At 68.7% G+C, this 23,450-nt stretch carries 22 protein-coding genes and 1 pseudogene; 12 read left to right on the top strand and 11 right to left on the bottom strand.

Annotation, left to right across the window (positions count from 1 at the left end):
* Positions 1–186: 186 nt before the first annotated feature.
* The gene (locus tag BLR99_RS08715) at positions 187–1,692 is read left to right on the top strand and encodes an NAD-dependent succinate-semialdehyde dehydrogenase (RefSeq protein ID WP_046059593.1); all 1,506 of its coding nucleotides are present in this window, start codon (positions 187–189) and stop codon (positions 1,690–1,692) included.
* Positions 1,693–1,743: 51 nt separating this feature from the next.
* Here BLR99_RS08715 and BLR99_RS08710 read toward each other — a convergent pair whose 3' ends face one another.
* The 3 genes from BLR99_RS08710 to BLR99_RS08700 all read right to left on the bottom strand — a co-directional run bounded on the left by BLR99_RS08710 (position 1,744) and on the right by BLR99_RS08700 (position 5,785).
* Positions 1,744–3,462: a phosphoethanolamine transferase gene (locus tag BLR99_RS08710; RefSeq protein WP_046059592.1), complete on the bottom strand. Its 1,719-nt coding sequence runs from the start codon at positions 3,460–3,462 to the stop codon at positions 1,744–1,746.
* A 210-nt stretch (positions 3,463–3,672) separates the two neighbouring features.
* Positions 3,673–4,542 carry an S-formylglutathione hydrolase gene (gene fghA, locus BLR99_RS08705; RefSeq protein ID WP_046059632.1) on the bottom strand — a complete coding sequence of 290 codons (870 nt, stop codon included), beginning with the start codon at positions 4,540–4,542 and terminating at the stop codon, positions 3,673–3,675.
* A gap of 136 nt (positions 4,543–4,678) precedes the next feature.
* Complete coding sequence (locus BLR99_RS08700; RefSeq protein ID WP_046059591.1) at positions 4,679–5,785, bottom strand: S-(hydroxymethyl)glutathione dehydrogenase/class III alcohol dehydrogenase; 1,107 nt, start codon at positions 5,783–5,785, stop codon at positions 4,679–4,681.
* Between the two features lie 221 nt (positions 5,786–6,006).
* Here BLR99_RS08700 and BLR99_RS08695 point away from each other — a divergent pair, with 221 nt between their 5' ends.
* The 4 genes and pseudogenes from BLR99_RS08695 to BLR99_RS23070 all read left to right on the top strand — a co-directional run bounded on the left by BLR99_RS08695 (position 6,007) and on the right by BLR99_RS23070 (position 8,170).
* Entirely contained in the window at positions 6,007–7,011 is a 1,005-nt protein-coding gene (locus BLR99_RS08695) for a GlxA family transcriptional regulator (RefSeq protein ID WP_046059590.1), read from the top strand.
* Positions 7,012–7,025: 14 nt separating this feature from the next.
* On the top strand, positions 7,026–7,580 hold the full coding sequence (locus tag BLR99_RS08690) for a GNAT family N-acetyltransferase (RefSeq protein ID WP_017438518.1): 555 nt from the start codon (positions 7,026–7,028) through the stop codon (positions 7,578–7,580).
* 37 nt (positions 7,581–7,617) lie between these two features.
* Positions 7,618–7,770, top strand: a pseudogene (locus BLR99_RS23440) (hypothetical protein); the annotation flags it as partial.
* 145 nt (positions 7,771–7,915) lie between these two features.
* Positions 7,916–8,170, top strand: a complete 255-nt coding sequence (locus tag BLR99_RS23070) for a hypothetical protein (protein ID WP_017438520.1) — start codon at positions 7,916–7,918, stop codon at positions 8,168–8,170.
* A gap of 82 nt (positions 8,171–8,252) precedes the next feature.
* Here the strand turns inward: BLR99_RS23070 and BLR99_RS08680 are convergent, their stop codons facing one another.
* From BLR99_RS08680 to BLR99_RS08650, 7 genes are all read right to left on the bottom strand, one after another.
* Positions 8,253–9,563 carry a citrate synthase gene (locus BLR99_RS08680; protein ID WP_011795313.1) on the bottom strand — a complete coding sequence of 437 codons (1,311 nt, stop codon included), beginning with the start codon at positions 9,561–9,563 and terminating at the stop codon, positions 8,253–8,255.
* A gap of 25 nt (positions 9,564–9,588) precedes the next feature.
* Positions 9,589–9,882: an FAD assembly factor SdhE gene (locus BLR99_RS08675; protein WP_017438521.1), complete on the bottom strand. Its 294-nt coding sequence runs from the start codon at positions 9,880–9,882 to the stop codon at positions 9,589–9,591.
* A gap of 8 nt (positions 9,883–9,890) precedes the next feature.
* On the bottom strand, positions 9,891–10,592 hold the full coding sequence (locus tag BLR99_RS08670) for a succinate dehydrogenase iron-sulfur subunit (protein ID WP_011795315.1): 702 nt from the start codon (positions 10,590–10,592) through the stop codon (positions 9,891–9,893).
* Positions 10,593–10,622: 30 nt separating this feature from the next.
* Positions 10,623–12,431, bottom strand: coding sequence for a succinate dehydrogenase flavoprotein subunit (sdhA, locus tag BLR99_RS08665; protein WP_011795316.1), 1,809 nt, complete (start codon positions 12,429–12,431; stop codon positions 10,623–10,625).
* 34 nt (positions 12,432–12,465) lie between these two features.
* Positions 12,466–12,831 carry a succinate dehydrogenase, hydrophobic membrane anchor protein gene (sdhD, locus tag BLR99_RS08660; protein WP_011795317.1) on the bottom strand — a complete coding sequence of 122 codons (366 nt, stop codon included), beginning with the start codon at positions 12,829–12,831 and terminating at the stop codon, positions 12,466–12,468.
* 62 nt (positions 12,832–12,893) lie between these two features.
* The gene (sdhC, locus tag BLR99_RS08655) at positions 12,894–13,328 is read right to left on the bottom strand and encodes a succinate dehydrogenase, cytochrome b556 subunit (RefSeq protein ID WP_017438522.1); all 435 of its coding nucleotides are present in this window, start codon (positions 13,326–13,328) and stop codon (positions 12,894–12,896) included.
* Between the two features lie 140 nt (positions 13,329–13,468).
* On the bottom strand, positions 13,469–14,260 hold the full coding sequence (locus tag BLR99_RS08650) for a GntR family transcriptional regulator (protein ID WP_074687071.1): 792 nt from the start codon (positions 14,258–14,260) through the stop codon (positions 13,469–13,471).
* Between the two features lie 195 nt (positions 14,261–14,455).
* Between BLR99_RS08650 and BLR99_RS08645 the strand changes: the two genes are divergently transcribed.
* The 6 genes from BLR99_RS08645 (at position 14,456) to BLR99_RS08620 (ending at position 21,990) form a co-directional block, all read left to right on the top strand.
* Positions 14,456–15,442, top strand: coding sequence for a malate dehydrogenase (locus tag BLR99_RS08645; protein WP_011795320.1), 987 nt, complete (start codon positions 14,456–14,458; stop codon positions 15,440–15,442).
* Positions 15,443–15,481: 39 nt separating this feature from the next.
* Entirely contained in the window at positions 15,482–16,264 is a 783-nt protein-coding gene (gene tam / locus BLR99_RS08640; RefSeq protein ID WP_011795321.1) for a trans-aconitate 2-methyltransferase, read from the top strand.
* Positions 16,261–17,286, top strand: a complete 1,026-nt coding sequence (locus tag BLR99_RS08635; RefSeq protein ID WP_011795322.1) for an HpcH/HpaI aldolase/citrate lyase family protein — start codon at positions 16,261–16,263, stop codon at positions 17,284–17,286. Before tam ends, BLR99_RS08635 begins: the two co-directional genes overlap by 4 nt.
* Positions 17,287–17,345: 59 nt before the next feature.
* Complete coding sequence (locus tag BLR99_RS08630; RefSeq protein ID WP_011795323.1) at positions 17,346–18,056, top strand: hypothetical protein; 711 nt, start codon at positions 17,346–17,348, stop codon at positions 18,054–18,056.
* A 103-nt stretch (positions 18,057–18,159) separates the two neighbouring features.
* Positions 18,160–20,751, top strand: coding sequence for a bifunctional aconitate hydratase 2/2-methylisocitrate dehydratase (gene acnB / locus BLR99_RS08625; RefSeq protein ID WP_011795324.1), 2,592 nt, complete (start codon positions 18,160–18,162; stop codon positions 20,749–20,751).
* Positions 20,752–20,967: 216 nt separating this feature from the next.
* The gene (locus BLR99_RS08620) at positions 20,968–21,990 is read left to right on the top strand and encodes a putative transporter (protein ID WP_074687061.1); all 1,023 of its coding nucleotides are present in this window, start codon (positions 20,968–20,970) and stop codon (positions 21,988–21,990) included.
* Between the two features lie 12 nt (positions 21,991–22,002).
* Here BLR99_RS08620 and BLR99_RS08615 read toward each other — a convergent pair whose 3' ends face one another.
* The gene (locus BLR99_RS08615) at positions 22,003–22,860 is read right to left on the bottom strand and encodes a helix-turn-helix domain-containing protein (RefSeq protein WP_074687069.1); all 858 of its coding nucleotides are present in this window, start codon (positions 22,858–22,860) and stop codon (positions 22,003–22,005) included.
* Between the two features lie 141 nt (positions 22,861–23,001).
* Between BLR99_RS08615 and BLR99_RS08610 the strand changes: the two genes are divergently transcribed.
* Complete coding sequence (locus tag BLR99_RS08610) at positions 23,002–23,433, top strand: hypothetical protein (protein ID WP_011795327.1); 432 nt, start codon at positions 23,002–23,004, stop codon at positions 23,431–23,433.
* The last annotated feature ends 17 nt before the right edge of the window (positions 23,434–23,450 follow it).

The raw sequence follows: 23,450 nt of genomic DNA, 5'->3' as shown, positions 1-23,450 counted from the left end.
CCATCGAGCAGGTGATCCAGAGCGGGCCGAAGACGCCGGACCTGGGCGGCACGGCCAGCACCACGCAGGTGGGCGAAGCCATCGCGGCGGCCATCTCCGCTGCGGCCTGAGCCCGCCATGGGACCGACCTTCCTCCCGCCGACGAACTGTTGACCCCGCCGTGCAACGGCTGCCTTTTTCCGCACCATGACCTCTTCCGCTTCCACTCCCTCCGCCCCTTCCGCACTCTCTGCCGCGGCCCTGCCGCTGGTGCGCAGCCAGCTGTGCATCGCCGGCCGGTGGCAGGCCGCCGCCAGCGGCGCCACCTTCGCCGTCACCGATCCGGCCACCGGCGGCACCATCACGCAGGTGCCCGACGGCAGCGCCCAGGACGCCCGCGCCGCCGCCGACGCCGCCCATGCCGCCTTCGCCACCTGGCGCCACGTGCCCGCCAAGCAGCGCGCGGCCCTCATCAAGCGCTGGAACGACCTCGTCATGGCCCGCCAGGACGCGCTGGGCGCGCTCATCTCGCTGGAGCAGGGCAAGCCCCTGGCCGAAGGCAAGGGCGAGGTCGCCTACGCCGCCAGCTACATCGAGTGGTTCGGCGAGGAAGCCACGCGCATGAACGGCGAGATCATCCCCGCGCCCGTGCCGGGCCGGCGCATGTTCGCCCTCAGGGAGCCCGTGGGCGTGGTCGCCGCCATCACCCCGTGGAACTTCCCCGCCGCGATGATCGCGCGCAAGATCGCCCCGGCGCTGGCTGCCGGCTGCACGGTGGTGTGCAAGCCCGCGGAGGACACGCCCCTGACCTCGCTGGCGCTGGTGGCGCTGGCCGAGGAGGCGGGCATTCCGCCGGGCGTGCTCAACATCGTCACCGCCTCGCGTGCGCACACGCCCGAGGTGGTCGATGCCTGGCTGGACGATCCGCGCGTGCGCAAGATCACCTTCACCGGCTCCACGCCCGTGGGCAAGCACCTGGCGCGCCGCAGCGCCGACACGCTCAAGAAGCTCTCGCTGGAGCTGGGCGGCAACGCGCCCTTCATCGTGTTCGAGGATGCCGACGTGGACGCGGCCGTGGACGGCTTCATGGCCGCGAAGTTCAGGAACGGCGGGCAGACCTGCGTGAGCCCGAACCGGGTGTACGTGCACGCGGCCGTGCACGAGGCGTTCGCGGGCAAGCTCGCGGCGCGGGTGGCGGCGCTCAAGGTGGGGCCGGCGAGCGACGCGGCCTCGCAGATCGGCCCGATGATCAACGAGCGTGCGGTCGAGAAGATCGAACGCCACGTGCAGGACGCCGTGGCCCGGGGCGCGAAGGTGCTCGCGGGCGGCCGGCGGCTGGCTGAGCTGGGCGAGCACTACTACGCGCCCACGGTGCTCACGGGCGCGGATGCCAGCATGGCCTGCGCCTGCGAGGAGACCTTTGGTCCCGTGGCGCCGCTGACGGTGTTCCACGATGAGGCCGAGGTCATCGCCGCGGCCAACGACACGCCCTTCGGGCTGGCGGCGTACTTCTACAGCCGCGACGTGCGGCGGATCTGGCGCGTGGCGGGCCTGCTGGAGACGGGCATCGTGGGCATCAACGAAGGCGCGCTGGCGGCCGAGGCCGCGCCGTTCGGCGGCGTGAAGGAATCCGGCTACGGCCGCGAGGGCTCCACCCACGGCCTGGACGACTACCTGCACACCAAGTACCTTTGCCAGGGGCAACTGGACTGAGGAAGGATTGCCGCGCTGCCCCGTGGCAGCGCGCGGGCACGGGGCCGCTTCTCAGCCCCGTGCCGCCACGCGGCAAGCCGCGTACATGTCCTTCGCCGGCTGGTAGGCGCCCGTCTGCACGTCCATCAGCCCGAGCACCGAATGGAAATAGTTGTCGTGCGTGATGCGGCGGCTGCGCAGGTCCTTCTGCAGACAGCCGGTCGCGATGCCCGTGCGCTGCTGCATGGCCGGCGACAGCCAGGTGATCCACGGCACGTGCTTTTGCACATCGGGCGCGATGGAGTAGGGCATGCCGTGCAGGTAGATGCCGTTCTCGCCCAGGGATTCGCCGTGGTCGGCCACGTACACCATGGCGGTCTCGGCGCTGGCCGAGCGCGCCTCCAGCCAGCCGATGGTGCTGTTCAGGAAATGGTCGGTGGAGACGATGCTGTTGTCGTAGGCATTCACCACCTGCTCGCGCGTGCATTCCTGCAATGCGGAGGTCTTGCACTCGGGCTGGAATCTCTTCTGCGAAGGCAGCGATCGCCTGGCGTAGGCCGGCCCGTGGCTGCCCATCTGGTGCAGCACCACCACCACGCCGCGCGCACGCTGCTCGGCGGGCAGGGCGGCGATGCGCGCGTCCAGGCCCTTCAGCATGACGTCGTCCAGGCATTCCTTGCCGTCCGCGCACCAGGTCGGGTCGTTGGGCGTGGCGGACGTGCTGGCGGTGGACACGCGGTCGCACACGCCCTTGCAGCCTGACTGGTTGTCCACCCACAGCACCGCCAGGCCGGCATGCTGCAGCACGTCCATCAGGGTTTCGTAGTCCGCGCCGCGCTTCTCGTAGGCTTCCTTGCCCAGGTGCGCGTACATGCAGGGCACGGAGGCGGCCGTGCTGGTGCCGCAGGACCAGGCATCGGTGGCGGTGGCGATGTCCTTGCGTGCCGACAGCTCGGGCGTCGTATCGCGCGCGTAGCCGTTCAGGCCGAAGTTGCCGCTGCGCCCTGTCTCGCCCAGCACCAGCACCAGCAGCGGCGGCTTCGCCTGGCCCGCATAGGTCGCTCCCAGCCGCGCGTCCCGGCCCAGCGGCTGCAGCGGGCCGCGGTCATGGCGCAGAGGCCTGGCCGCCAGGCTGCCGACGGCATAGACGCTGTTGAGCGGATTGACCAGGTAGCGCATGCGCGTGTGGTTGCGCATGGTGGAAGAGAAGTCCTGGAACACCGCGAGAATGCAGGCCGCCGCGACGGCCAGCGCACCCAGCATGAAGGCCGTCTGGTGCACCGCGCGCCGGCGCCAGCCCAGCGGGCGAACCCGGGTGCGCAGCAGCCACACCAGCGGCGGGCCGGCCATGGCGAGCATCGCCACCGGCAGTTTCCAGGTCAACAGGTCCGCGGCTTCGCGCGCGTCCGTCTGGGCCACGTTGGTGATCATTCCGGGATCGATCACGATGCCGTAAGTGCCCATGAAATAGGCGCCTGCCGCCGCCGCCACCACGGCCAGCGCAAGCACGGGCTTGAGCGCCTTGCCCCAGGCGAAGAGCGAGAGCACGGCCGCCGTGGCGAACGACACCGCCACCATGAAGGCCAGGGAAAACACCCCGCCGCGCAGCGTGTGCGCACCCGGCAGCCGCAGCACCTCCCCCCACAGCGGAAGGTTGCAGGCCGTGCCCATCCAGAGGCAGGCGAACAGCAGCACGGCCATCGGATGCAGCCCCCCGGAGGACGCACGGGCCGGAAAACGGCTGGAAGGAAGGGCAGGGGGGCGGAGCGGGACGGCGGACGACGGGAACATGGCGGCAGTGTGAAAGCCGCGGCTTAAGACAGCATTAACGCGCCCAGCGGCCCACGGGGTTCGCCACCGCGGTGCCCGAAACCGCCCGTGATTCCGCCGCCGTGGGCATGCCGGCCGCGTGAATGCGCGCATCCGCCTCCCCCCGCGCGCCGGGGCCGGGCCTGGAGGCGCGCGTGTGGACCAGGCCCGCGGCCGCGGGAGGGACGGGCGTCAGCCCAGCCGGTCGGCGTGGTGGGCGACGTGGTCGCCGATCACCGTCTGGATGAAGTAATAGCCGTGGTCGTAATCCGCGTGCCGGCGCAGGGTGAGCGGCTGCTTGATCAGCGCGCATGCCGCCTCGAACACGTGGGGGTGCAGCTGTTCGGCCAGGAAGGCATCCGCCATGCCCTGGTCCACCAGGATGCCGTCGGGGTAGGGCACCGCGGGCTGGCGCTGCATGAGCACGGTGGCGTCGTGCGCCTGCCAGGTCTTGCAGGACGTCCCGAAGTAGCGGCGGAACGCCTTGTCGCCCCAGGCGCACTGGGAGGCCGCGCAGATCGGCGCGATGGCCGAGAGCGAGCGGAACACGCCGGGATGGCGCAGGGCCAGCGTGATCGCGCCGTGGCCGCCCATGGAGTGGCCCATGAGGCCCAGGCGCGCCGTGTCGATCGGCAGCACGCGCCCCAGCAGCGGGATCAGCTCCTCGATGAGGTAGCTTTCCATGCGCCAGTGGCGCTGCCACGGCTCCTCGGTGGCGTCGAGGTAGAAGCCGGCCCCGATGCCGAAGTCCCACTCGGTGTTGGCGCCCTCCAAGGCCTCGGCCTGCGGGCCGCGCGGGCTGGTGTCGGGCGAGATGAGGGCGATGCCCCGTTCGGCGGCGAAGCGCTGGGCGCCCGCCTTGATCATGAAGGTTTCCTCGGTGCAGGTCAGCCCCGCGAGGTACATCAGCGTGGGCACCTTGCGCCCGGGTTCGCGCAGCGCCGCGGGCGGGAGGTACACCCCGAACTTCATCGGGAGGCCGATTTCCACGGAGGAATGCCGGTAGAAGCGCTGGGAGCCGCCGAAGCAGGCGTGCTCGCTCAGCAGATCCAGGCCGGGCACCTGGGCGGCGCGGGGCCTGCGCGCGGCCGCCTCGAGGGCGGCCTTCACGTCGTCGGGAGGTTCAATGGGTTGGTAGGTCATGGCTGTGGATCGGAATCGCATACCGGGCGGCACCGGCCCGGCAGTCGCTATTGGATCAGTAAACGACGACGCCGCGGATCGACTCGCCGCGTTTCATCAGATCGAAGCCCTTGTTGATGTCCTCCAGGGGCATCGTGTGGGTGATGAGGCTGTCGATGTCGATCCTGCCTTCCATGTACCAGTCCACGATCTTCGGCACGTCGGTGCGGCCGCGCGCGCCGCCGAAGGCCGAACCCTTCCACTGCCGGCCCGTGACGAGCTGGAAGGGGCGGGTGCTGATCTCCGCGCCGGCCTCGGCCACGCCGATGATGATGCTCTGCCCCCAGCCCTTGTGCGTGCACTCCAGCGCCTGGCGCATGACCTTGGTGTTGCCGATGCACTCGAACGAATAGTCCGCGCCGCCGTCGGTCAGCTGCACGATGGCGTCCACCACGTTCTCCACCTCGTTCGGGTTGATGAAGTGCGTCATCCCGAACTGGCGGGCCATCTCCTGGCGGGCGGGGTTGATGTCCACGCCGATGATCTTGTCCGCGCCCACCATCTTCGCGCCCTGGATCACGTTCAGGCCGATGCCGCCCAGGCCGAACACCACCACGTTCGCGCCGGCCTCCACCTTGGCCGTGAACAGCACGGCGCCGATGCCGGTGGTCACGCCGCAGCCGATGTAGCAGACCTTGTCGAAGGGCGCGTCCTCGCGGATCCTGGCCAGCGAGATCTCCGGCGCCACCGTGTAGTTGCTGAACGTGCTGGTGCCCATGTAGTGGAAGATCGGCTGGCCGTCCAGGCTGAAGCGGCTCGTGGCGTCGGGCATCAGGCCCTTGCCCTGCGTGCCGCGGATCAGCTGGCACAGGTTGGTCTTGCGCGAGAGGCAGAACTTGCACTGCCGGCACTCGGGCGTGTAGAGCGGGATCACGTGGTCGCCCTTCTTGAGCGAGGTGACGCCCGGGCCCACGTCCACCACCACGCCCGCGCCTTCGTGGCCCAGTATGGCCGGGAAGATGCCTTCCGGATCGGCGCCCGAGAGGGTGTAGTAATCGGTGTGGCAGATGCCCGTGGCCTTGATCTCCACCAGCACCTCGCCGAACTTCGGGCCTTCGAGGTCCACGGTTTCGATGGTCAGGGGTTCGCCGGATTTCCAGGCGACGGCTGCTTTGGTCTTCATGGAGGATACTTTCGAAAGGGAAGGAGAAGAGGGCGGCCGGCCGGCCCCGTGGGCGGCGCGTCGATCGGGGACAATCCGCGCATGCCCCGGCCGGCCGGGCCGCGCCGGCGAACAGGCAATTGCGCTTTATAGAGCATGCCGGGCAGTCCTGGCCAGCGCGCGACCGCCGATGTCCGATGACCGGCCCGCTTTGTCCGATTGAAAGCCTCTTCCCCCGCCGCATGCACCCAGTCCAGCCCCTGTCCGTCCACATCGTCGTCTATCCGGGTTTCAAGGCGCTGGAGGCGGTGGGGCCGCTGTCGGTATTCGACTATGCGAACGTGCACCTCGAGCGGCGCGGCCGGCCGCCCGGCTACGCCGTGTCGGTGGCGGCCCGCGCGCGAGGCCCCGTGCGCTCCGACACGCTGATGGCCCTGGACGCCACCGAGGTGCTGTGCACCGCCGGCGATGCGGCGGCGCGCGAAGCGATGCCTGACACGGCCCTGCTGGTCGGGGCCCGCCGCATCGAGGCGGCCCTGGCCGATGCCCCGGAGATCGTGGCCTGGGCTCGCACCGCGGCATCGCGCGTGCGCCGCATGGTGGCCCTGTGCTCCGGCAGCTTCTTCCTGGCCGCCGCCGGCCTGCTCGACGGGCGCCGGGCCGCGACCCACTGGAGCGTGGCCGCCCGGCTGCAGGCACTGCACCCGGGCGTGGCGGTCGATCCGGATGCGATCTACGTGCGCGACGGCCACCTCTGGACTTCCGCGGGCGTCACCGCGGGCATCGACCTCGCGCTCGCCCTGGTGGAAGAGGACTACGGCCATGCGCTCGCGCTGGAGGTGGCGCGCGACATGGTCATGTACCTCAAGCGGCCCGGCGGGCAATCGCAGTTCAGCGTGCAGCTCGCCAGCCAGGCGACCACCCACCGCGGCATGCAGGACGTGCAGGCCTGGGCACTGGAGCATTTGTCCGAGCCCCTCACCCTGCAGGTGCTGGCCGGGCGCGCCGCGATGAGCGAGCGCCACTTCCGCCGCGTGTTCGCGCAGGAGACGGGGCGCAGCCCCTCGGCCTTCGTGGAGTCGGCCCGGCTGGAGGCCGCGCGCCGGCTGCTCGAATCCGACGCCGCCCTGCCGCTCAAGACCGTGGCCGCGCGCGTCGGGCTGGGCTCGGAGCAGGCGCTGCGGCACCTGTTCCTGCGGCACCTGGGCATTCCGCCCCAGGCTTACCGCGAGCGCTTCGGCGATTGAATCGCCACCATGCCATGAACGCATCGACTGCATTCCCCGACATCGGGATCCACACCCCCCGCTGCCTGCTGCGCCCCTTCCGTGAGAGCGACCTGCCCGGCATCTTCGAGGGCCTGAGCGATCCGCGCGTGATCGAACATTACGGCGTGCGCTATGCCAGCCTGGAGGCCACCCGCGAGCAGCTCCGCTGGTACGGCCGCATCCAGCAGGAAGCCACCGGCCAATGGTGGTGCGTCTGCCTGGCCGGGGCTCCGGAGCGCCTGATCGGCGCCTGCGGCTTCAACGACATCGACCGGGAACACCGCCGGGCCGAGATCGGCTACTGGCTGCTGCCGGCGTACTGGGGCAGGGGCCTGGCCCGCGAGGCCGTCGCCGCGGCCATCCGGCATGCCTTCGACCGGCTGGGCATCCACCGCATCGGTGCCGACGTGGACATGGAGAACCACGCCAGCGCGGCGCTGCTGGCGAGGCTGGGGTTCACACGCGAGGGGGTGCGGCGGGGGTACGAGATGAAGGAGGGGCGGCCGATCGATCTGCAACTGTTTTCGCGGCTGGCGACGGATCAGTAGGGGCGTTTTCTGTTCCGGACCTGGATGAATTTCCATTATGAAAATCATTGGCACGGCCGCATCAAGGCTTCCTGGCCGATCTGTCCGATTCGTCGGAAAGCAGATTGAAAACCCGCAAACCGGCACGGATCTTTTCAAGTCAATCCATGGACGAACAGGTATTCTGTTCTTCAGAAATTATTGGGGCCCGGGCAGGCAGGGAGACCACATTGACCTATGGAACGGATCGAGGGTGACTGCGCTGAGTTCGTGGTTCGGATCCAGTGGGGAATCTCGCTGGAGGGGTATTGGCCAGACTATCTCAAGGCAGAAGAGGTGCGTTTCTGGAACGTCCCATGAAGATTTTGTGGGCTATTTTTGGGGGCTCTTTATTCGCCGCTGCTGCGTACCTCGGCATGTTCCACGGTTTTGCCGCGTGGTATGGCCCGCGCTACATCAGGAGCGACAACGACATCGGGGATCTCATCATGATCTCGCTGGGCGTGTGCTGCCTCGCCTTCATGCTCGGCGGATGGGTGGGATACAGGCTGCATGGCTGCATGCGGCGACGCAGCAATACCTCTGAGCATCCCCATCAGGGCGAACAATGAAAAAACCGCCGCGGAGACATGCCCCGCGGCGGTTCGTTCCTTGCCGGCGCGGCCACCTGGTGGCCGCGCCTTGGGCACCCTGTCAGCGCTGCGCGATCGGCTTCACCGTGCGGGGCTCGGCGCCCACGAACAGCTGGCGCGGACGGCCGATCTTGTACTCGGGGTCGCCGATCATTTCGTTGAGCTGGGCGATCCAGCCCACGGTGCGGGCCAGGGCGAAGATGCCGGTGAACAGGTTCACCGGGATGCCGATGGCGCGCTGCACGATGCCGGAGTAGAAGTCCACGTTCGGGTAGAGCTTGCGCTGCACGAAGTAGTCGTCTTCCAGTGCGATCTTCTCGAGTTCCTTGGCCAGGGCGAACAGCGGGTCCTTTTCCAGGCCCAGCTCGGCCAGCACCTCGTTGCAGGTTTCCTGCATGAGCTTGGCGCGCGGGTCGTAGTTCTTGTACACGCGGTGGCCGAAGCCCATGAGCTTGACGCCGGAGTTCTTGTCCTTGACCTGCTTGATGAACTCGCCGATCTTCTCCACGCCGCCCTGGGCCTGGATGTCGTGCAGCATGTTCAGGGCCGCTTCGTTGGCGCCGCCGTGTGCGGGGCCCCAGAGGCAGGCCACGCCGGCCGCGATGGCGGCGAACGGGTTGGTGCCCGACGAGCCGCACAGGCGCACGGTGGAGGTGGAGGCGTTCTGCTCGTGGTCGGCGTGCAGGATGAAGATGCGGTCCAGCGCGCGCTCGAGCACGGGGTTGACCTTGTACTCCTCGCAGGGCGTGCCGAACATCATGCGCAGGAAGTTGCCGGCATAGCTCAGGTGGTTCTGAGGGTACATGTACGGCTGGCCCACGCCGTACTTGTAGGCCATGGCGACCAGCGTCGGCATCTTGGCGATCAGGCGGATGGCCGAGATCTCGCGGTGCTGCGGATTGTTGATGTCCGTGCTGTCGTGGTAGAAGGCCGACAGGGCGCCCACCAGGCCCGTGAGCACGGCCATCGGGTGCGCGTCGCGGCGGAAGCCGCGCAGGAAGAACTGCATCTGCTCGTTGACCATCGTGTGCTTGGTCACGCTGTCGCTGAACTCCTGCTTCTGGGTGGCGTTCGGCAGCTCGCCCTTGAGCAGCAGGTAGCAGGTCTCGAGGTAGTCGCAGTTCGTGGCCAGCTGCTCGATGGGATAGCCGCGGTAGAGCAGTTCGCCCTTGTCGCCGTCGATGTAGGTGATCGACGACTGGCAGGCGGCCGTGGACAGGAAGCCCGGGTCGTACGTGAACATGCCCGTCTGGGCGTAGAGCTTGCGGATGTCCACCACGTCCGGACCCACGCTGCCGTGGTACACGGGCAATTCCACGCTCGGGCTGCCATTGCTGAACGAGAGCGTTGCTTTGTTGTCTGCCAGTTTCATTCTGAGTTTCCTTGGGTGGTAGTGGTTAGCCCGCAAGCGGAGGAGTTGCCGGCGCGCGGTGGCGCAGCAGTTCGAGCACGTCCCTGACCTCGGCGGTATCGACCTCGCCCGCCGGTTCCTTGCGCCGCAGCAGCAGGTCCAGCAGGTCGTTGTCGGCGAGGTCCATCAGGGTGGTGATGCCCTGTGCCTGGCGGTGCGTCAGGCGGGAGCCATGGTTGGCGAAGAACTGCTCGATGAAGAGGTCGTTCTCCACCAGGCCCCGGCGGCAGCGCCACCGGAGCTTGGCGACTTCGCGGTCGTCGAGCACGTCTTCGGCCATGTGCAAAGTCAGACGGCGCGGCGCACCATCAGTTCCTTGATCTTACCGATGGCCTTCGTCGGATTGAGTCCCTTCGGGCACACGTCCACGCAGTTCATGATGGTGTGGCAGCGGAAGAGCCGGTACGGATCTTCCAGGTTGTCCAGGCGCGCGCCCGTGGCTTCGTCGCGGCTGTCGGCGATGAAGCGGTAGGCCTGCAGCAGGCCGGCGGGGCCCACGAACTTGTCGGGGTTCCACCAGAAGCTGGGGCAGCTGGTCGAGCAGCTCGCGCACAGGATGCACTCGTACAGGCCGTTGAGCTCGTCGCGCTCCTCGGGGGACTGCAGGCGCTCGCGCTCGGGCGCGATGCCTTCCGTGATGAGGTAGGGCTTGATCGAGTGGTACTGCTTGAAGAACTGCGTCATGTCCACGATCAGGTCGCGGATCACGGGCAGGCCCGGCAGCGGCTTGAGCACGATCGTGCCCTTGAGCGTGTTCATGTTCGTGAGGCACGCCAGGCCGTTCTTGCCGTTGATGTTCATCGCGTCGGAGCCGCAGACGCCTTCGCGGCAGGAGCGGCGGAACGAGATGGACGGGTCCTGCGCCTTCAGCTTGATGAGCGCGTCGAGCAGCATGCGCTCATGGCCGTCGAGTTCGATCTCGACGGTCTGCATGTAGGGCTTGGCGTCCTTGTCCGGATCGTAGCGGTAGATTTGAAAGGTGCGCTTCATGGTGGTGTCTCGTGGGTTCTCGTGGGCGTGTCAGAACGTGCGGACCTTGGGCGGCACGCTGTCCACGGTCAGGGGCTGGAGGTTCACGGGCTTGTAGGTGAGGCTGTTGCTCTCGCTGTGCCACAGCGTGTGCTTCATCCATTCCTTGTCGTTGCGGCCCAGCGGGAAGTCGGGGTGGTCGGCGGGGTGCTCGTAGTCGTACACCGTGTGCGCGCCGCGGCATTCCTTGCGGGCTGCGGCCGAGACCATCGTCGCCTGGGCGACCTCGATCAGGTTGTCCACTTCCAGCGCTTCCATGCGGGCCGTGTTCCACACCTTGGACTTGTCCTTCAGCGTGATCGCGCCCACGCGCTCGCGGATCGCGTTGATCTTCACCACGCCTTCGTCCATGCCTTCCTGCGTGCGGAACACGCCGGCGTGCTGCTGCATCGATGCGCGGATGTCGTTGGCGATGTCCTGGGCATAGATGCCCTGGCTGGATTCCTGCAGCTGGTTGAGGCGGGCCAGCGTGCGGTCTGCGCCGTCGGCCGGCAGCGGCTTGTGCTCGCCGCTGTTCTTGACCATCTCGACGATGTGGCGGCCGGCGGACTTGCCGAACACCAGCAGGTCGAGCAGCGAGTTCGTGCCCAGGCGGTTGGCGCCGTGCACGGACACGCAGGAGCATTCGCCCACGGCGTAGAGGCCGTTCACCACCTGGTTGTGCACGTCGCCGTTCTGGATCACGACCTGGCCGTTGATGTTGGTCGGGATGCCGCCCATCTGGTAGTGGATGGTGGGCACGACCGGGATCGGTTCCTTCGTGATGTCCACGTTGGCGAAGTTGACGCCGATCTCGTACACCGAGGGCAGGCGCTTGTGGATGGTGTCCGCGCCCAGGTGGTCGAGCTTGAGCAGCACGTAGTCCTTGTTGGGACCGCAGCCGCGGCCTTCCTTGATCTCCTGGTCCATCGAGCGCGAGACGAAGTCGCGCGGCGCCAGGTCCTTCAGGGTGGGCGCGTAGCGCTCCATGAAGCGTTCGCCGTTGCTGTTGAGCAGGATGGCGCCCTCGCCGCGGCAGCCCTCGGTCAGCAGCACGCCCGCGCCGGCCACGCCGGTGGGGTGGAACTGCCAGAACTCCATGTCCTGCAGCGGGATGCCGGCGCGCGCCGCCATGCCCAGGCCGTCGCCGGTGTTGATGAAGGCGTTGGTCGATGCCGCGAAGATGCGGCCGGCGCCACCGGTGGCCAGCAGCACGGCCTTGGCCTGGAGCTGGTAGAGCTCGCCGGTTTCCAGTTCGAGGGCCGTCACGCCGACCACGTCGCCGGAGGCGTCGCGGATCAGGTCCAGGGCCATCCACTCGACGAAGAAGTTCGTCTTGGCCTTCACGTTCTGCTGGTAGAGCGTGTGCAGCATCGCGTGGCCGGTGCGGTCGGCCGCGGCGCAGGCGCGCTGCACGGGCTTCTCGCCGTAGTTGGCCGTGTGGCCGCCGAAGGGGCGCTGGTAGATCGTGCCGTCCGGGTTGCGGTCGAAGGGCATGCCGAAGTGTTCCAGCTCATACACCACCTTGGGGGCTTCGCGGCACATGAACTCGATGGCATCCTGGTCGCCCAGCCAGTCGGAGCCCTTGATGGTGTCGTAGAAGTGGTAGTGCCAGTTGTCCTCGCTCATGTTGCCGAGCGAGGCCGAAACGCCGCCCTGCGCCGCCACGGTGTGCGAGCGGGTGGGGAAGACCTTGGAGAGCGAGGCCACGTTCAGGCCCGCGCGGGAGAGTTCCAGTGCGGCACGCATGCCGGAGCCGCCCGCGCCGACGATGACGACGTCGAACTTGCGCGTGGTGATGTTCGCTTTGGTGTAGCTCATTGTTGTGTGCTCTTTCAGTCGCGGGGTAATCGGATCAGAGGCGCCAGAGGATCTGGATGCCCCAGCCGGCGCAGCCGACGAGCCAGAAGATCGTGACCGCTTGCAGCGCCAGGCGCAGGCCGACGGGCTTGACGTAGTCCATCCAGACGTCGCGCATGCCCACCCAGGCATGCCATGCCAGGCCGACGATGACGGAGAAGGTGAGGACCTTCATCCACTGCGCGGCGAAGATGCCGGCCCAGCGGTCGTAGCCGATGGGGCCCTTGGTGAGCACCAGCTGCGCCAGCACGACGAGGGTGAAGACGGCCATCAGGGCCGCGGTGACGCGCTGGCTGATCCAGTCGCGCGTGCCGTAGTGGGCACCGACGACGGTGCGCTTGGAACCATAGTTCACGGACATGGGGAAATCCTTGGGGAATCGTTGGAATGGAAGAGGGCGGGGACGCCGGCCGGCGATTCAGGTCAGTACAGCCCGAAGAGCTTGGCGCCGAGGACCGCGGTGAGGGCGAGGCTGATCACCAGCGTGGCCTTGGCCGACATGGATCCGAAATCCTTGTTCACGGCGTCGTGGCTCACATCCATCCAGAGGTGGCGCAGGCCGGCGGTGAAGTGGTGCAGGTAGGCCCAGATCAGCGCCAGCACCACGAGCTTGATGAACCAGCCGGGCACGAAGCCCAGGCCCGCGGTGAACGCCGAGGTGAACTTGCCGAACGAGATCTCGGAAGACACCGAGGTGTCGAACATCCACAGCACGAACGGCAGCAGCAGCAGCATGATCACGCCGCTGATGCGGTGCAGGATCGACACCCATCCCGCGGCCGGCAGGCGGTACGTGGGCAGGTCCGTGAGGGCGTTGATGTTGCGGAATTCAGGCCGCTTTTTGGCGATCTCGGTCATGGCGGTGCTTTCGTGGATGTAACTGCTTTGTAATTTCGCGCGGGCGAAACGCCCAAAATTCTATTGCAATGCAACAAGGCGGAGTTTGTGGGTACTACGATTTCCATCCCGCGGCTATACGCACGGGGAGGACTGCCGGTTCACTGCAGTGCATTGTGGTAGTAGTGCGTGTCGGTCCGGTAGAGCCCTCGGCGTAACTCCATCGGAACATCGTTGTAGGTATAGGCGGTGCGCTCCACGCTCAGCAGCGGCGTGCCGGCGGGAACGCCCAGCAGCCCGGCCTGCGCCGCGTCGGGCAGCACCGCGCGGATCTTCTCGTCGGCGCGCACCATGCGCACGCCGAAGTCGAGCTCGAACATCGCATAGGTGGGGCCGGGGTAGTCGGCCAGCCGTTCGGCCGTGAGGCTCTTGAAGGTCTGGCCGGGCAGCCAGATGTCCTCCAGGATGGTGGGCACGCCCGCGAACGAGAGGATGCGCCGGGCCATGACCACGGCGTCCCCGCCGCGCAGCGCCAGGGCGCGCGCCACGTCGGCGCTGGCGCGGGTGCGCCGGCATTCCACGATGCGGCGCTGGGCCGGGCCTTCGGCGTCCGGGTCGCCCACGTCGGGCTGCAGCTTCAGGAAGCGGTATTGCACATGGCGCTCGGCATGGGTGGCGACGAAGGTGCCCTTGCCCTGGCGGCGCATCACGAGGTTCTCGGCCGCCAGCTCGTCGATCGCCTTGCGCACCGTGCCCTGGCTCACGCGGAAGCGGGCCGCCAGCTCCATTTCACTGGGGATGGCCTCGCCAGGCTTCCATTCGCCCTGCTGCAGGCTCTGCAGGATGAGCCCCTTGATCTGCTGGTAGAGCGGGCTGAATGCCGGCGTCGGCGCACCCGCGCCGCCGGCCGTCGGGGCGGGGCTGTCGGGAGTGGCTGCCGGTGGGGTGGACATGCGGTTCGTGGGGGCTCGGGCGCCGTGTGCGGCGGTCCGCATCATATCTTATATAAGACATAAGACAAATTGACCCTCGCCGGAAATCGGCGGTACACTCGGGAGCTGTTCTGCAGGACCCTGGCTGCTTGGATCGACTGGCGCTGGTGCCCCTGCACCGACACCCGTTCCATCCCATCTTCTGGAGTTTCCCTCATGAGCAAGAAGCCTGTCCGCGTCGCCGTCACCGGTGCAGCCGGTCAAATTGGTTACGCACTGCTGTTCCGCATCGCCTCCGGCGAAATGCTCGGCAAGGACCAGCCCGTCATCCTGCAACTGCTGGAAATTCCCGACGAGAAGGCCCAGAAGGCGCTCAAGGGCGTGATGATGGAACTGGAAGACTGCGCGTTCCCGCTGCTGGCCGGCATGGAAGCCCACAGCGACCCGATGACCGCCTTCAAGGACACCGACTACGCCCTGCTGGTGGGCGCACGTCCGCGCGGCCCCGGCATGGAGCGCGCCGACCTGCTGGCCGCCAATGCCCAGATCTTCACGGCCCAGGGCAAGGCCCTGAACGCCGTCGCCTCGCGCAACGTGAAGGTTCTCGTGGTGGGCAACCCCGCCAACACCAACGCCTACATCGCGATGAAGTCGGCCCCCGACCTGCCGGCCAAGAACTTCACCGCCATGCTGCGCCTGGACCACAATCGCGCCGCCAGCCAGATCGCCGCCAAGACGGGCGGCAAGGTCGGCGAGATCGAGAAGCTGACGGTGTGGGGCAACCACTCGCCCACGATGTACGCCGATTACCGTTTCGCCACCATCGGCGGCAAGAGCGTCAAGGACGCCATCAACGACCAGGTCTGGAACGCCGACGTGTTCCTGCCCACGGTGGGCAAGCGCGGCGCCGCCATCATCGAGGCGCGCGGCCTGTCCTCCGCCGCCTCGGCCGCCAACGCCGCCATCGACCACATGCGCGACTGGGCCCTGGGCTCGAACGGCAAGTGGGTCACCATGGGCGTGCCCTCCAAGGGCGAGTACGGCATTCCCGAAGGCATCGTGTTCGGCTTCCCGGTGATCACCGAGAACGGCGAATACAAGATCGTCGAGGGCCTGGAGATCGACGCGTTCAGCCAGGAGCGCATCAACAAGACGCTGGCCGAGCTGCAAGGCGAACAGGACGGCGTGAAGCACCTGCTGTAAGGCGGGCCTGCCCGACGGCTGCACCTGTACCGCGACGCCATGCACGACTGGAACCCCGCGCTCTACCGACGCTTCGAGGACGAGCGCACGCGTCCGGCCCATGAACTGCTCGCGCGGGTGCCGCTGTCCGCTGCTTCCCATGTGGTGGACCTGGGCTGCGGCCCGGGCAATTCCACCGAACTGCTGGCCGTGCGCTTCCCCGGGGCGCGCGTGACCGGCATCGATACCTCCGCCGCCATGCTGCAGAGCGCCCGCGAGCGCCTGCCGGCGGCGGAATTCGTCCAGGCCGACATCGCCGCCTGGGCGCCGCAGCCGGGCGAAGCGCCCGACCTGCTCTATGCCAATGCCTCCCTGCAGTGGGTGGGCGGGCATGAATCCCTCATTCCCCGGCTGTTCGCCGCGCTCGCGCCGGGCGGCGTGCTGGCCATCCAGATGCCGGACAACCGTCAGGAGCCCTCGCACCGCACCATGCGCGAGGTGGCCGCCCAGGCGCCCTGGCGCGACGCCATCGGCGACGCGGCCGCGGTGCGCACGCGCATCCTGGGCATCGCCGACTACTACGACCTGCTGGCGCCCATCGCCCGGAGCGTGGACGTGTGGCACACCGTGTACCAGCATCCCATGGCCTCGGCCGCCGCCATCGTCGAGTGGGTGAGCGGTACCGGCCTCAAGCCCTTCGTCGATCCGCTGCCCGAGGCGCAGCGGGCCGGCTTCCTGGCCGCGTACGAGCGCGGCATCGACGCCGCCTATCCCGTGCGGGCCGACGGGCAGCGCCTGCTCGCCTTCCCGCGCATGTTCATCGTGGCGCGGCGCTCCGCATGAACTCCGCCGTGGCTGCTCCTTCCAGGCTCCATCCCGCCGAGGTGCTGCTCGGCGCCCAGGCCGCGGCCGCGCGGCTGCCGGTGTGCGACCACTACAGCGGCGTCGAGGTGCGCATGCGCAAGAGCCTGCAGCTGCAGGCCGAGATGGCGGCCGAGTTCGGCCGCTGCGTGTTCGACGTCACGCTCGACTGCGAGGACGGCGCTCCCGCGGGCCAGGAGCGCGCCCATGCCGAGCTGGTCGCCGCGCTGGCGCGCGACGCGCAGCCCGGGGCCCGCGTGGCGGCCCGGGTGCACACGGTGGACCATCCCGCCTTCGCGCACGACGTCGCCACCATCGCCGGGGAGGCCAGCCACCGGCTCTCCCACCTCATGGTGCCGAAGGTCGAATCCGTGGACGACGTGCTGCGCGCCGAGCGGGCCGTGAACGCCGCGGGCGCCACCGCGCTGCCGCTGCACGTGCTCATCGAATCGCCCGCGGCCGTGCACCATGCCTTCGAGATCGCGGCCCACCCGCGCGTGGAGTCGATCAGCTTCGGTCTCATGGACTTCGTGTCCGCGCACGGCGGTGCGATCCCCGCGCGGGCGATGGGCGTGCAGGGCCAGTTCGAGCATCCGCTCGTGGTGCGCGCCAAGCTCGAGATCGCGTCCGCCTGCCATGCGCACGGCAAGGTGCCATCGCACTGCGTGGTGACCGAGTTCAGCGACGCCGCGGCCCTGGGTGCCGCAGCCGGGCGCGCCGCGCGCGAGTTCGGCTACACCCGCATGTGGAGCATCCACCCGGCCCAGATCCGTCCCATCCTGGAGGCCTTCGCGCCCGCCCGGGACGAGATCGTCCAGGCCGCCGCCATCCTTTCCGCCGCCGAGCACGCCGCATGGGCTCCCATCAGCGTGGACGGCGTTCTGCACGACCGCGCCAGCTACCGCTATTTCTGGCAGGTGCTGGAGCGTGCACACCAGACCGGCCGTGTGCTGCCTTCCGAGGCGCGCGGCTGGTTCGATTCCGCCGCGGCAGCGGTCGCCTGACGTACCGGCTGCCCTTCACGACCCCGTTCCCACGACCCCTCTCCCTTGCTGGAGCTTCCATGAAACAACTCGTCGCTTCCGCCCTGATGCTGCTGAGCCCCGTCCTGGTGATGGCGCAGGATGCCGCCCCGGCTCCGGCCAAGCCCGCTCCCAAGGCTGCTGCGAAAGCCGCCCCCGCCAAGGATTCCAAGGAGGCCAGGAAGCCTGCCGCCAAGTCCACCCAGAGCGCGAAGGCTGCCACCGCCAAGGAAGCCAAGAAGCCCGTGCACGTGGCCAAGGCGCATCCGCAGAGCAGCCGAGCCCAGCTCAAGAGCGCCACCAACCAGGTGGCCTCGGGCCTCATCGCCGCCGAGGCCGCCCTCAGCCCCGCGGAACTCGAGATCGCCCAGCGCGTGCACACCGGCCACATTCCCTGCGAACTGGGCGCCTCGGTCAACATCGAGGCCGATCCCAAGTCGCCCGGGTACTTCGAGGTCGCCGGCAAGAACTTCCACTACCGCATGACGCCCGTGGCCACGAGCACCGGCGCGGTGCGGCTGGAGGACCAGAAGGCCGGCGCGGTCTGGATCCAGATCGCCAACAAGTCCATGCTCATGAACCAGAAGCTGGGCCAGCGCCTGGCCGACGAATGCATGAGCCCGCAGCAGGTCGCCGTCAGCGAGACCATCCGCAAGAACCCGCAGCCGAGCCTGCTGGATGCGCCCGCGCCGGCACCGGCCGCCGCAGCCGCCCCGGCGGCTGCGCCCGCCGCCGAAGCGCCCGCCAAGTAAGCGCTGCGGCGTCCTGGCCTGCGATGGACGGGCGCCGCCCGCGGCGCCCGCAGGACTGGCTTTGCCCCCAAAAATCCAACGATCGAACCCACCGGAGAACACCATGTTGAAAGCCTACCGTGACCATGTGGCCGAGCGCGCCGCCCTGGGCATCCCGCCCCTGCCGCTCGACGCGAAGCAGGTCGCCGAACTGATCGAGCTGATCAAGAACCCGCCCGCCGGCGAGGAAGCGTTCCTGCTGGACCTGCTCACGCACCGCGTGCCCCCTGGCGTGGACGATGCCGCCAAGGTCAAGGCCAGCTTCCTGGCCGCCGTGGCGCACGGCGACGTGAAGGTGGGCCTGATCTCCAAGGCCAAGGCCACGGAGCTGCTGGGCACCATGGTGGGCGGCTACAACGTCCATCCCCTGATCGAGCTGCTGGACGACGCCGAAGTGGCGGGCGTGGCCGCCGAGGGCCTGAAGAAGACGCTGCTGATGTTCGACTTCTTCAACGACGTGGCCGAGAAGGCCAAGGCCGGCAACGCCCGTGCCAAGGAAGTGATGCAGTCGTGGGCCGACGCCGAATGGTTCACGAGCCGCCCCGAAGTCGAGAAGAAGATCACCGTCACCGTCTTCAAGGTGCCCGGCGAGACCAACACCGATGACCTCTCCCCGGCGCCCGACGCCTGGAGCCGCCCGGACATCCCGCTGCACTACCTCGCCATGCTGAAGAACACCCGTCCCGACGCGGCCTTCAAGCCCGAGGAAGACGGCAAGCGCGGCCCGATGCAGTTCATCGAGGACCTGAAGAAGAAGGGCCATGTCGTGGCCTACGTGGGCGACGTGGTGGGCACGGGCTCGTCCCGCAAGTCGGCCACCAACAGCGTGATCTGGGCCACCGGCCAGGACATTCCCTTCGTGCCGAACAAGCGCTTCGGCGGCGTGACGCTGGGCGGCAAGATCGCTCCCATCTTCTTCAACACGCAGGAAGACTCGGGCTCGCTGCCGATCGAGGTCGATGTGTCGAAGCTGGAAATGGGCGACGTGATCGACGTGCTGCCCTATGAAGGCAAGCTGGTGCGCAACGGCGAAACCGTCGCCGAGTTCCAGCTCAAGAGCGACGTGCTGCTCGACGAAGTGCGCGCCGGCGGCCGCATCAACCTGATCATCGGCCGCTCGCTGACCGCCAAGGCGCGCGAGTTCCTGGGCCTGCCCGCATCCACCGCATTCCGCCTGCCGCAGGCGCCCGCCGAATCCAAGGCCGGCTTCACGCTGGCGCAGAAGATGGTCGGCCGCGCCGTGGGCCTGCCGGAAGGCCAGGGCGTGCGCCCCGGTACCTACTGCGAGCCGAAGATGACCACCGTGGGCAGCCAGGACACCACCGGCCCGATGACCCGCGACGAGCTGAAGGACCTGGCCTGCCTGGGCTTCTCGGCCGACATGGTGATGCAGTCGTTCTGCCACACGGCCGCCTATCCGAAGCCCGTGGACGTAAAGACGCACCGCGAGCTGCCCGCCTTCATCAGCAACCGCGGCGGCGTCGCGCTGCGCCCCGGCGACGGCGTGATCCACAGCTGGCTGAACCGCCTGCTGCTGCCCGACACCGTGGGCACCGGCGGTGATTCGCACACCCGCTTCCCGATCGGCATCTCGTTCCCCGCGGGCTCCGGCCTCGTGGCCTTCGGCGCCGCCACCGGCGTGATGCCGCTGGACATGCCCGAATCCGTGCTGGTGCGCTTCAAGGGCGAACTGCAGCCCGGCGTGACGCTGCGCGACCTGGTGCATGCCATTCCGCTGTACGCCATCAAGCAGGGCCTGCTGACGGTGGCCAAGGCCGGCAAGAAGAACATCTTCTCGGGCCGCATCCTGGAAATCGAGGGCCTGCCGGACCTGAAGGTGGAACAGGCGTTCGAGCTGTCCGACGCCTCCGCCGAGCGCTCGGCCGCCGGCTGCACGATCAAGCTCAACCCCGAGCCGATCAAGGAATACCTCACCAGCAACGTCGTGCTGATGAAGAACATGATCGCCGACGGCTACGCCGACGCGCGCACCCTCAAGCGCCGCATCGAGAAGGTCGAGGCCTGGCTGGCCAACCCCGAGCTGCTGGAGGCCGACAAGGACGCCGAGTACGCCGCCGTGATCGAGATCGACCTGGCCGACATCACGGAGCCGATCGTCTGCTGCCCGAACGATCCGGACGACGCCAAGTTCCTCTCGGAAGTGGCCGGCACCCAGATCGACGAAGCCTTCATCGGTTCGTGCATGACCAACATCGGCCACTTCCGCGCAGCCGCCAAGCTGCTGGGCGGCCAGCGCGACATTCCCGTCAAGCTGTGGGTCGCGCCGCCGACCAAGATGGACCAGAACGAGCTGATCAAGGAAGGCCACTACGCCGCGTTCGGCACGGCCGGCGCCCGCACCGAAATGCCGGGCTGCTCGCTGTGCATGGGCAACCAGGCGCAGGTGCGCGAGGGCGCGACGGTGATCTCCACCTCCACCCGCAACTTCCCGAACCGCCTGGGCAAGAACACCAACGTGTTCCTGGGCTCGGCCGAACTGGCCGCCATCGCCTCGCGCATCGGCAAGCTGCCCACCAAGGAGGAATACCTCAAGGAAATGGGCGTGATCGATGCCGACAAGGCGAGCGTCTATCGCTACATGAACTTCGACCAGATCGAGGAATACGCGGACGCCGCCAAGTCCGTGGCGGCCTGAAGGCCGGGCGGGCCCCGGGGGCCCGCCCGCTTCCGCTGCCGGACTGACGTGCCGCACTGCAAGGGCCCCGGGGAGCGATCCCCGGGGCCTTTGCTTTGTCCTTTTTGGCCGGCCTCTCCACCTTTCTTAGGCGGGGCTGAAGCGGCCGGCCGGCCGTGGAACGTTTACTGTCCAGGTGGCGTCCGATGGCCAAGAACCACCACAACGCGTACCGCCATGTTCAAATCCTTCTTTCTCGCCCGCCGGTGGTGGGCCTGGTCGATCGCCGGCTCCGTCTTCATCCTGCTGGCCACCTGGTACCGCGTCGAGCTCGACGTGCAGATCAATGACTGGTTCGGCAGTTTCTACGACCTGATCCAGACATCGCTGGGCCGGCCCGGGAGCATCACCGCGGGGCAGTTCTGGGGGCAGCTCTCCAGCTTCTCGCGCATCGCCATGGTCTATGTGACCACGGCGGTGGTGGTGGACTTCTTCTGCAAGCACTACATCTTCCGCTGGCGGCAGGCGATGAACGAGCACTACATGGCCGCCTGGCCGCGGCTGCGCCACATCGAGGGCGCGGCGCAGCGGGTGCAGGAAGACACGATGCGCTTCGCCTCCACCATGGAAGGCCTGGGCCTGACGTTCCTGCGCAGCCTGATGACGCTGGGCGCCTTCGTGCCGGTGCTCTGGGTGCTGTCGGACAAGCTGACCGGGCTGCCGGTGATCGGCGCCGTGCCGCATTCGCTGGTCTGGGTGGCGCTGTTCTGGGCCCTGGGCGGCACCGTGCTGCTGGCCGTGGTGGGCGTGCGGCTGCCGGGGCTGGAGTTCCACAACCAGCGCGTGGAGGCCGCCTACCGCAAGGAACTGGTACTGGGCGAAGACGACCACGCGCGCGCCGCGCCCCCCACGGCCGCCGCGCTGTTCGCCGACGTGCGCCGCAACTACTTCCGGCTGTTCTTCAACTACCTGTACTTCGACGTGGTGAAGTGGTCCTACCTGCAGGTCAGCGTGCTGGTGCCGCTGGTGGCCCTGGGCCCCACGCTGATCGCCGGTGTCATCACGCTCGGCGTGATGCAGCAGATCTCGCGGGCGTTCGACCGGGTGCTGGAATCCTTCCAGTTCCTGGTGCAGAACTGGAGCACGGTGGTGGAGCAGATTTCCATCCACAAGCGGCTGCGCGCGTTCGAGCGGCAGATGCTGGCGGACACGGCCGCGGAGCCGCTGCCCGAGGCCGCTCCGGCCGCGACCGCCCACTGACCGCGCGGCCGCTCAGGCGGCGGAAAGGCGCGCCAGCGCTTCGCGCGTGGCGTCGTCCGCCGGAAAGAACGACTCCACGGCGAGTTCCTGCAGCGTGACGTCCACCGGGGTGCCGAACACGGTGATCGTGGTGATGAAGGAGAGGATGCCGGTGGCGGTGCGCAGGCGCAGAGGCAGGGCGATGCCGGCACCCGGCCCGGTGAATGCCGGCGGATCGCTCTCGGGCGGGCCGTCCTGCACGGGGTAGCCGGCGAGTTCGTCCCGCAGTGCCAGCAGCGGCGCGTCGCCGTGCGCCGCGATCTGCTGGTCCAGGCGGTGCAGCAGGTGTGCCTTCCAGGCGGCGGCATTGGCCAGGCGCGGCCCCAGCCCTTCGGGGTGCAGCGACAGCCGGAGCACGTTCACGGGCGGTGCGAGCAGGTGGCCTGCCGCCCCCTGAAGCAGCAGCGGCACCACCGCATTGGCGGCGACCATGTTCCAGTGGCGGTCCACGGCGAGGGCCGGGTAGGGCTCATGGCCGCGCAGCACCAGATCGACGGCCTCGCGCGCGGCGCGCATGTCGGGGTGGTCCAGCCCCCGCGCCGCGTACATGGGCGCGAAGCCGGCGGCGACCAGCAGGGCGTTGCGTTCGCGCAGGGGGACGGCCAGGCGCTCGGCCAGCCGCAGCACCATGTCGCGGCTGGGCGCGGCACGGCCCGTTTCCACGCAGCTCAGGTGGCGCGTGGATACCTCGGCCTCCAGCGCCAGGTCCTGCTGGCTCAGGCGGCGCTGCCGGCGCCAGTGGCGCAGGTGGTCCCCGAAGGGCGAATGCGTGCCGGGGACCGGGGAGGGATGTGCGGGCCGGTGGGGGCCGGCTTGAAGGGCGGAGGTCATGGTGGGGATCGTATCGGCGCAGCGCGGGCAGTCCATGACCTCCCGGGTCATGGACTGCCCGCGGAGAGGGGCCGACCATGCGGTCCCAGGGTACGGAACGGGTCCGTGCCCCGTCCCCATCCACCACGCAAGGAGCCTTCCATGCCTCTTTCCCTCTTCGCCTCGCCCCGTTTCCTTCCCCGCGTCCTCTGGGTGGACGCTGCCGGATGCGCGGCAGCCGGTGCGGTGCAGTGCGCCGCCGCCGGGCCGCTCGGCGCCGCCACCGGCCTGCCTGCCGCGCTGCTGTCCGCCACCGGCTGGTTCCTGCTGGCCTACGCAGCGGCAGCCGCCTGGATCGCGACCCGGCGCAGGATGCCGCGGGCGCCGATCTTCCTGCTGGCCACCGGCAACCTGGGCTGGGCCGTGGGCTGCATCGCCCTGGCCTTCGCCGGCCCGTGGGATCTGCCGGGTTATGGCGTCGCCTGGCTCATGGCCCAGGGCGCTTTCGCGCTGGTGCTGGGGGAGCTGCAGTGGATGGGGCTGCGCCACCAGGACCCGGCCGGCTTCGCGGCGGGGCAGCCGCGCACGGCCTGACGCTGCCTGCGCGCGCC

Origin of the sequence: Paracidovorax citrulli (genome assembly GCF_900100305.1) — a bacterium.
Classification (GTDB): domain Bacteria; phylum Pseudomonadota; class Gammaproteobacteria; order Burkholderiales; family Burkholderiaceae_C; genus Paracidovorax; species Paracidovorax citrulli.
Note: the sequence above shows the minus strand (reverse complement) of the source record. Positions and strands in the feature narration are given on the sequence as shown.

What these genes read in the sequence shown, in the direction of transcription:
- sdhC (WP_017438522.1), bottom strand. Translation starts at nt 13,328, where the DNA reads ATGACCGAGATCGCCAAAAAGCGGCCTGAATTCCGCAACATCAACGCC.
- BLR99_RS08635 (WP_011795322.1), top strand. Translation starts at nt 16,261, where the DNA reads ATGAACTCCGCCGTGGCTGCTCCTTCCAGGCTCCATCCCGCCGAGGTG.
- BLR99_RS08715 (WP_046059593.1), top strand. Translation starts at nt 187, where the DNA reads ATGACCTCTTCCGCTTCCACTCCCTCCGCCCCTTCCGCACTCTCTGCC.
- BLR99_RS23070 (WP_017438520.1), top strand. Translation starts at nt 7,916, where the DNA reads ATGAAGATTTTGTGGGCTATTTTTGGGGGCTCTTTATTCGCCGCTGCT.
- BLR99_RS08680 (WP_011795313.1), bottom strand. Translation starts at nt 9,563, where the DNA reads ATGAAACTGGCAGACAACAAAGCAACGCTCTCGTTCAGCAATGGCAGC.
- BLR99_RS08630 (WP_011795323.1), top strand. Translation starts at nt 17,346, where the DNA reads ATGAAACAACTCGTCGCTTCCGCCCTGATGCTGCTGAGCCCCGTCCTG.
- BLR99_RS08610 (WP_011795327.1), top strand. Translation starts at nt 23,002, where the DNA reads ATGCCTCTTTCCCTCTTCGCCTCGCCCCGTTTCCTTCCCCGCGTCCTC.
- BLR99_RS08695 (WP_046059590.1), top strand. Translation starts at nt 6,007, where the DNA reads ATGCACCCAGTCCAGCCCCTGTCCGTCCACATCGTCGTCTATCCGGGT.
- BLR99_RS08615 (WP_074687069.1), bottom strand. Translation starts at nt 22,860, where the DNA reads ATGACCTCCGCCCTTCAAGCCGGCCCCCACCGGCCCGCACATCCCTCC.
- BLR99_RS08675 (WP_017438521.1), bottom strand. Translation starts at nt 9,882, where the DNA reads ATGGCCGAAGACGTGCTCGACGACCGCGAAGTCGCCAAGCTCCGGTGG.
- tam (WP_011795321.1), top strand. Translation starts at nt 15,482, where the DNA reads ATGCACGACTGGAACCCCGCGCTCTACCGACGCTTCGAGGACGAGCGC.
- BLR99_RS08710 (WP_046059592.1), bottom strand. Translation starts at nt 3,462, where the DNA reads ATGTTCCCGTCGTCCGCCGTCCCGCTCCGCCCCCCTGCCCTTCCTTCC.
- BLR99_RS08650 (WP_074687071.1), bottom strand. Translation starts at nt 14,260, where the DNA reads ATGTCCACCCCACCGGCAGCCACTCCCGACAGCCCCGCCCCGACGGCC.
- sdhA (WP_011795316.1), bottom strand. Translation starts at nt 12,431, where the DNA reads ATGAGCTACACCAAAGCGAACATCACCACGCGCAAGTTCGACGTCGTC.
- BLR99_RS08690 (WP_017438518.1), top strand. Translation starts at nt 7,026, where the DNA reads ATGAACGCATCGACTGCATTCCCCGACATCGGGATCCACACCCCCCGC.
- BLR99_RS08670 (WP_011795315.1), bottom strand. Translation starts at nt 10,592, where the DNA reads ATGAAGCGCACCTTTCAAATCTACCGCTACGATCCGGACAAGGACGCC.
- BLR99_RS08620 (WP_074687061.1), top strand. Translation starts at nt 20,968, where the DNA reads ATGTTCAAATCCTTCTTTCTCGCCCGCCGGTGGTGGGCCTGGTCGATC.
- sdhD (WP_011795317.1), bottom strand. Translation starts at nt 12,831, where the DNA reads ATGTCCGTGAACTATGGTTCCAAGCGCACCGTCGTCGGTGCCCACTAC.
- BLR99_RS08645 (WP_011795320.1), top strand. Translation starts at nt 14,456, where the DNA reads ATGAGCAAGAAGCCTGTCCGCGTCGCCGTCACCGGTGCAGCCGGTCAA.
- acnB (WP_011795324.1), top strand. Translation starts at nt 18,160, where the DNA reads ATGTTGAAAGCCTACCGTGACCATGTGGCCGAGCGCGCCGCCCTGGGC.
- BLR99_RS08700 (WP_046059591.1), bottom strand. Translation starts at nt 5,785, where the DNA reads ATGAAGACCAAAGCAGCCGTCGCCTGGAAATCCGGCGAACCCCTGACC.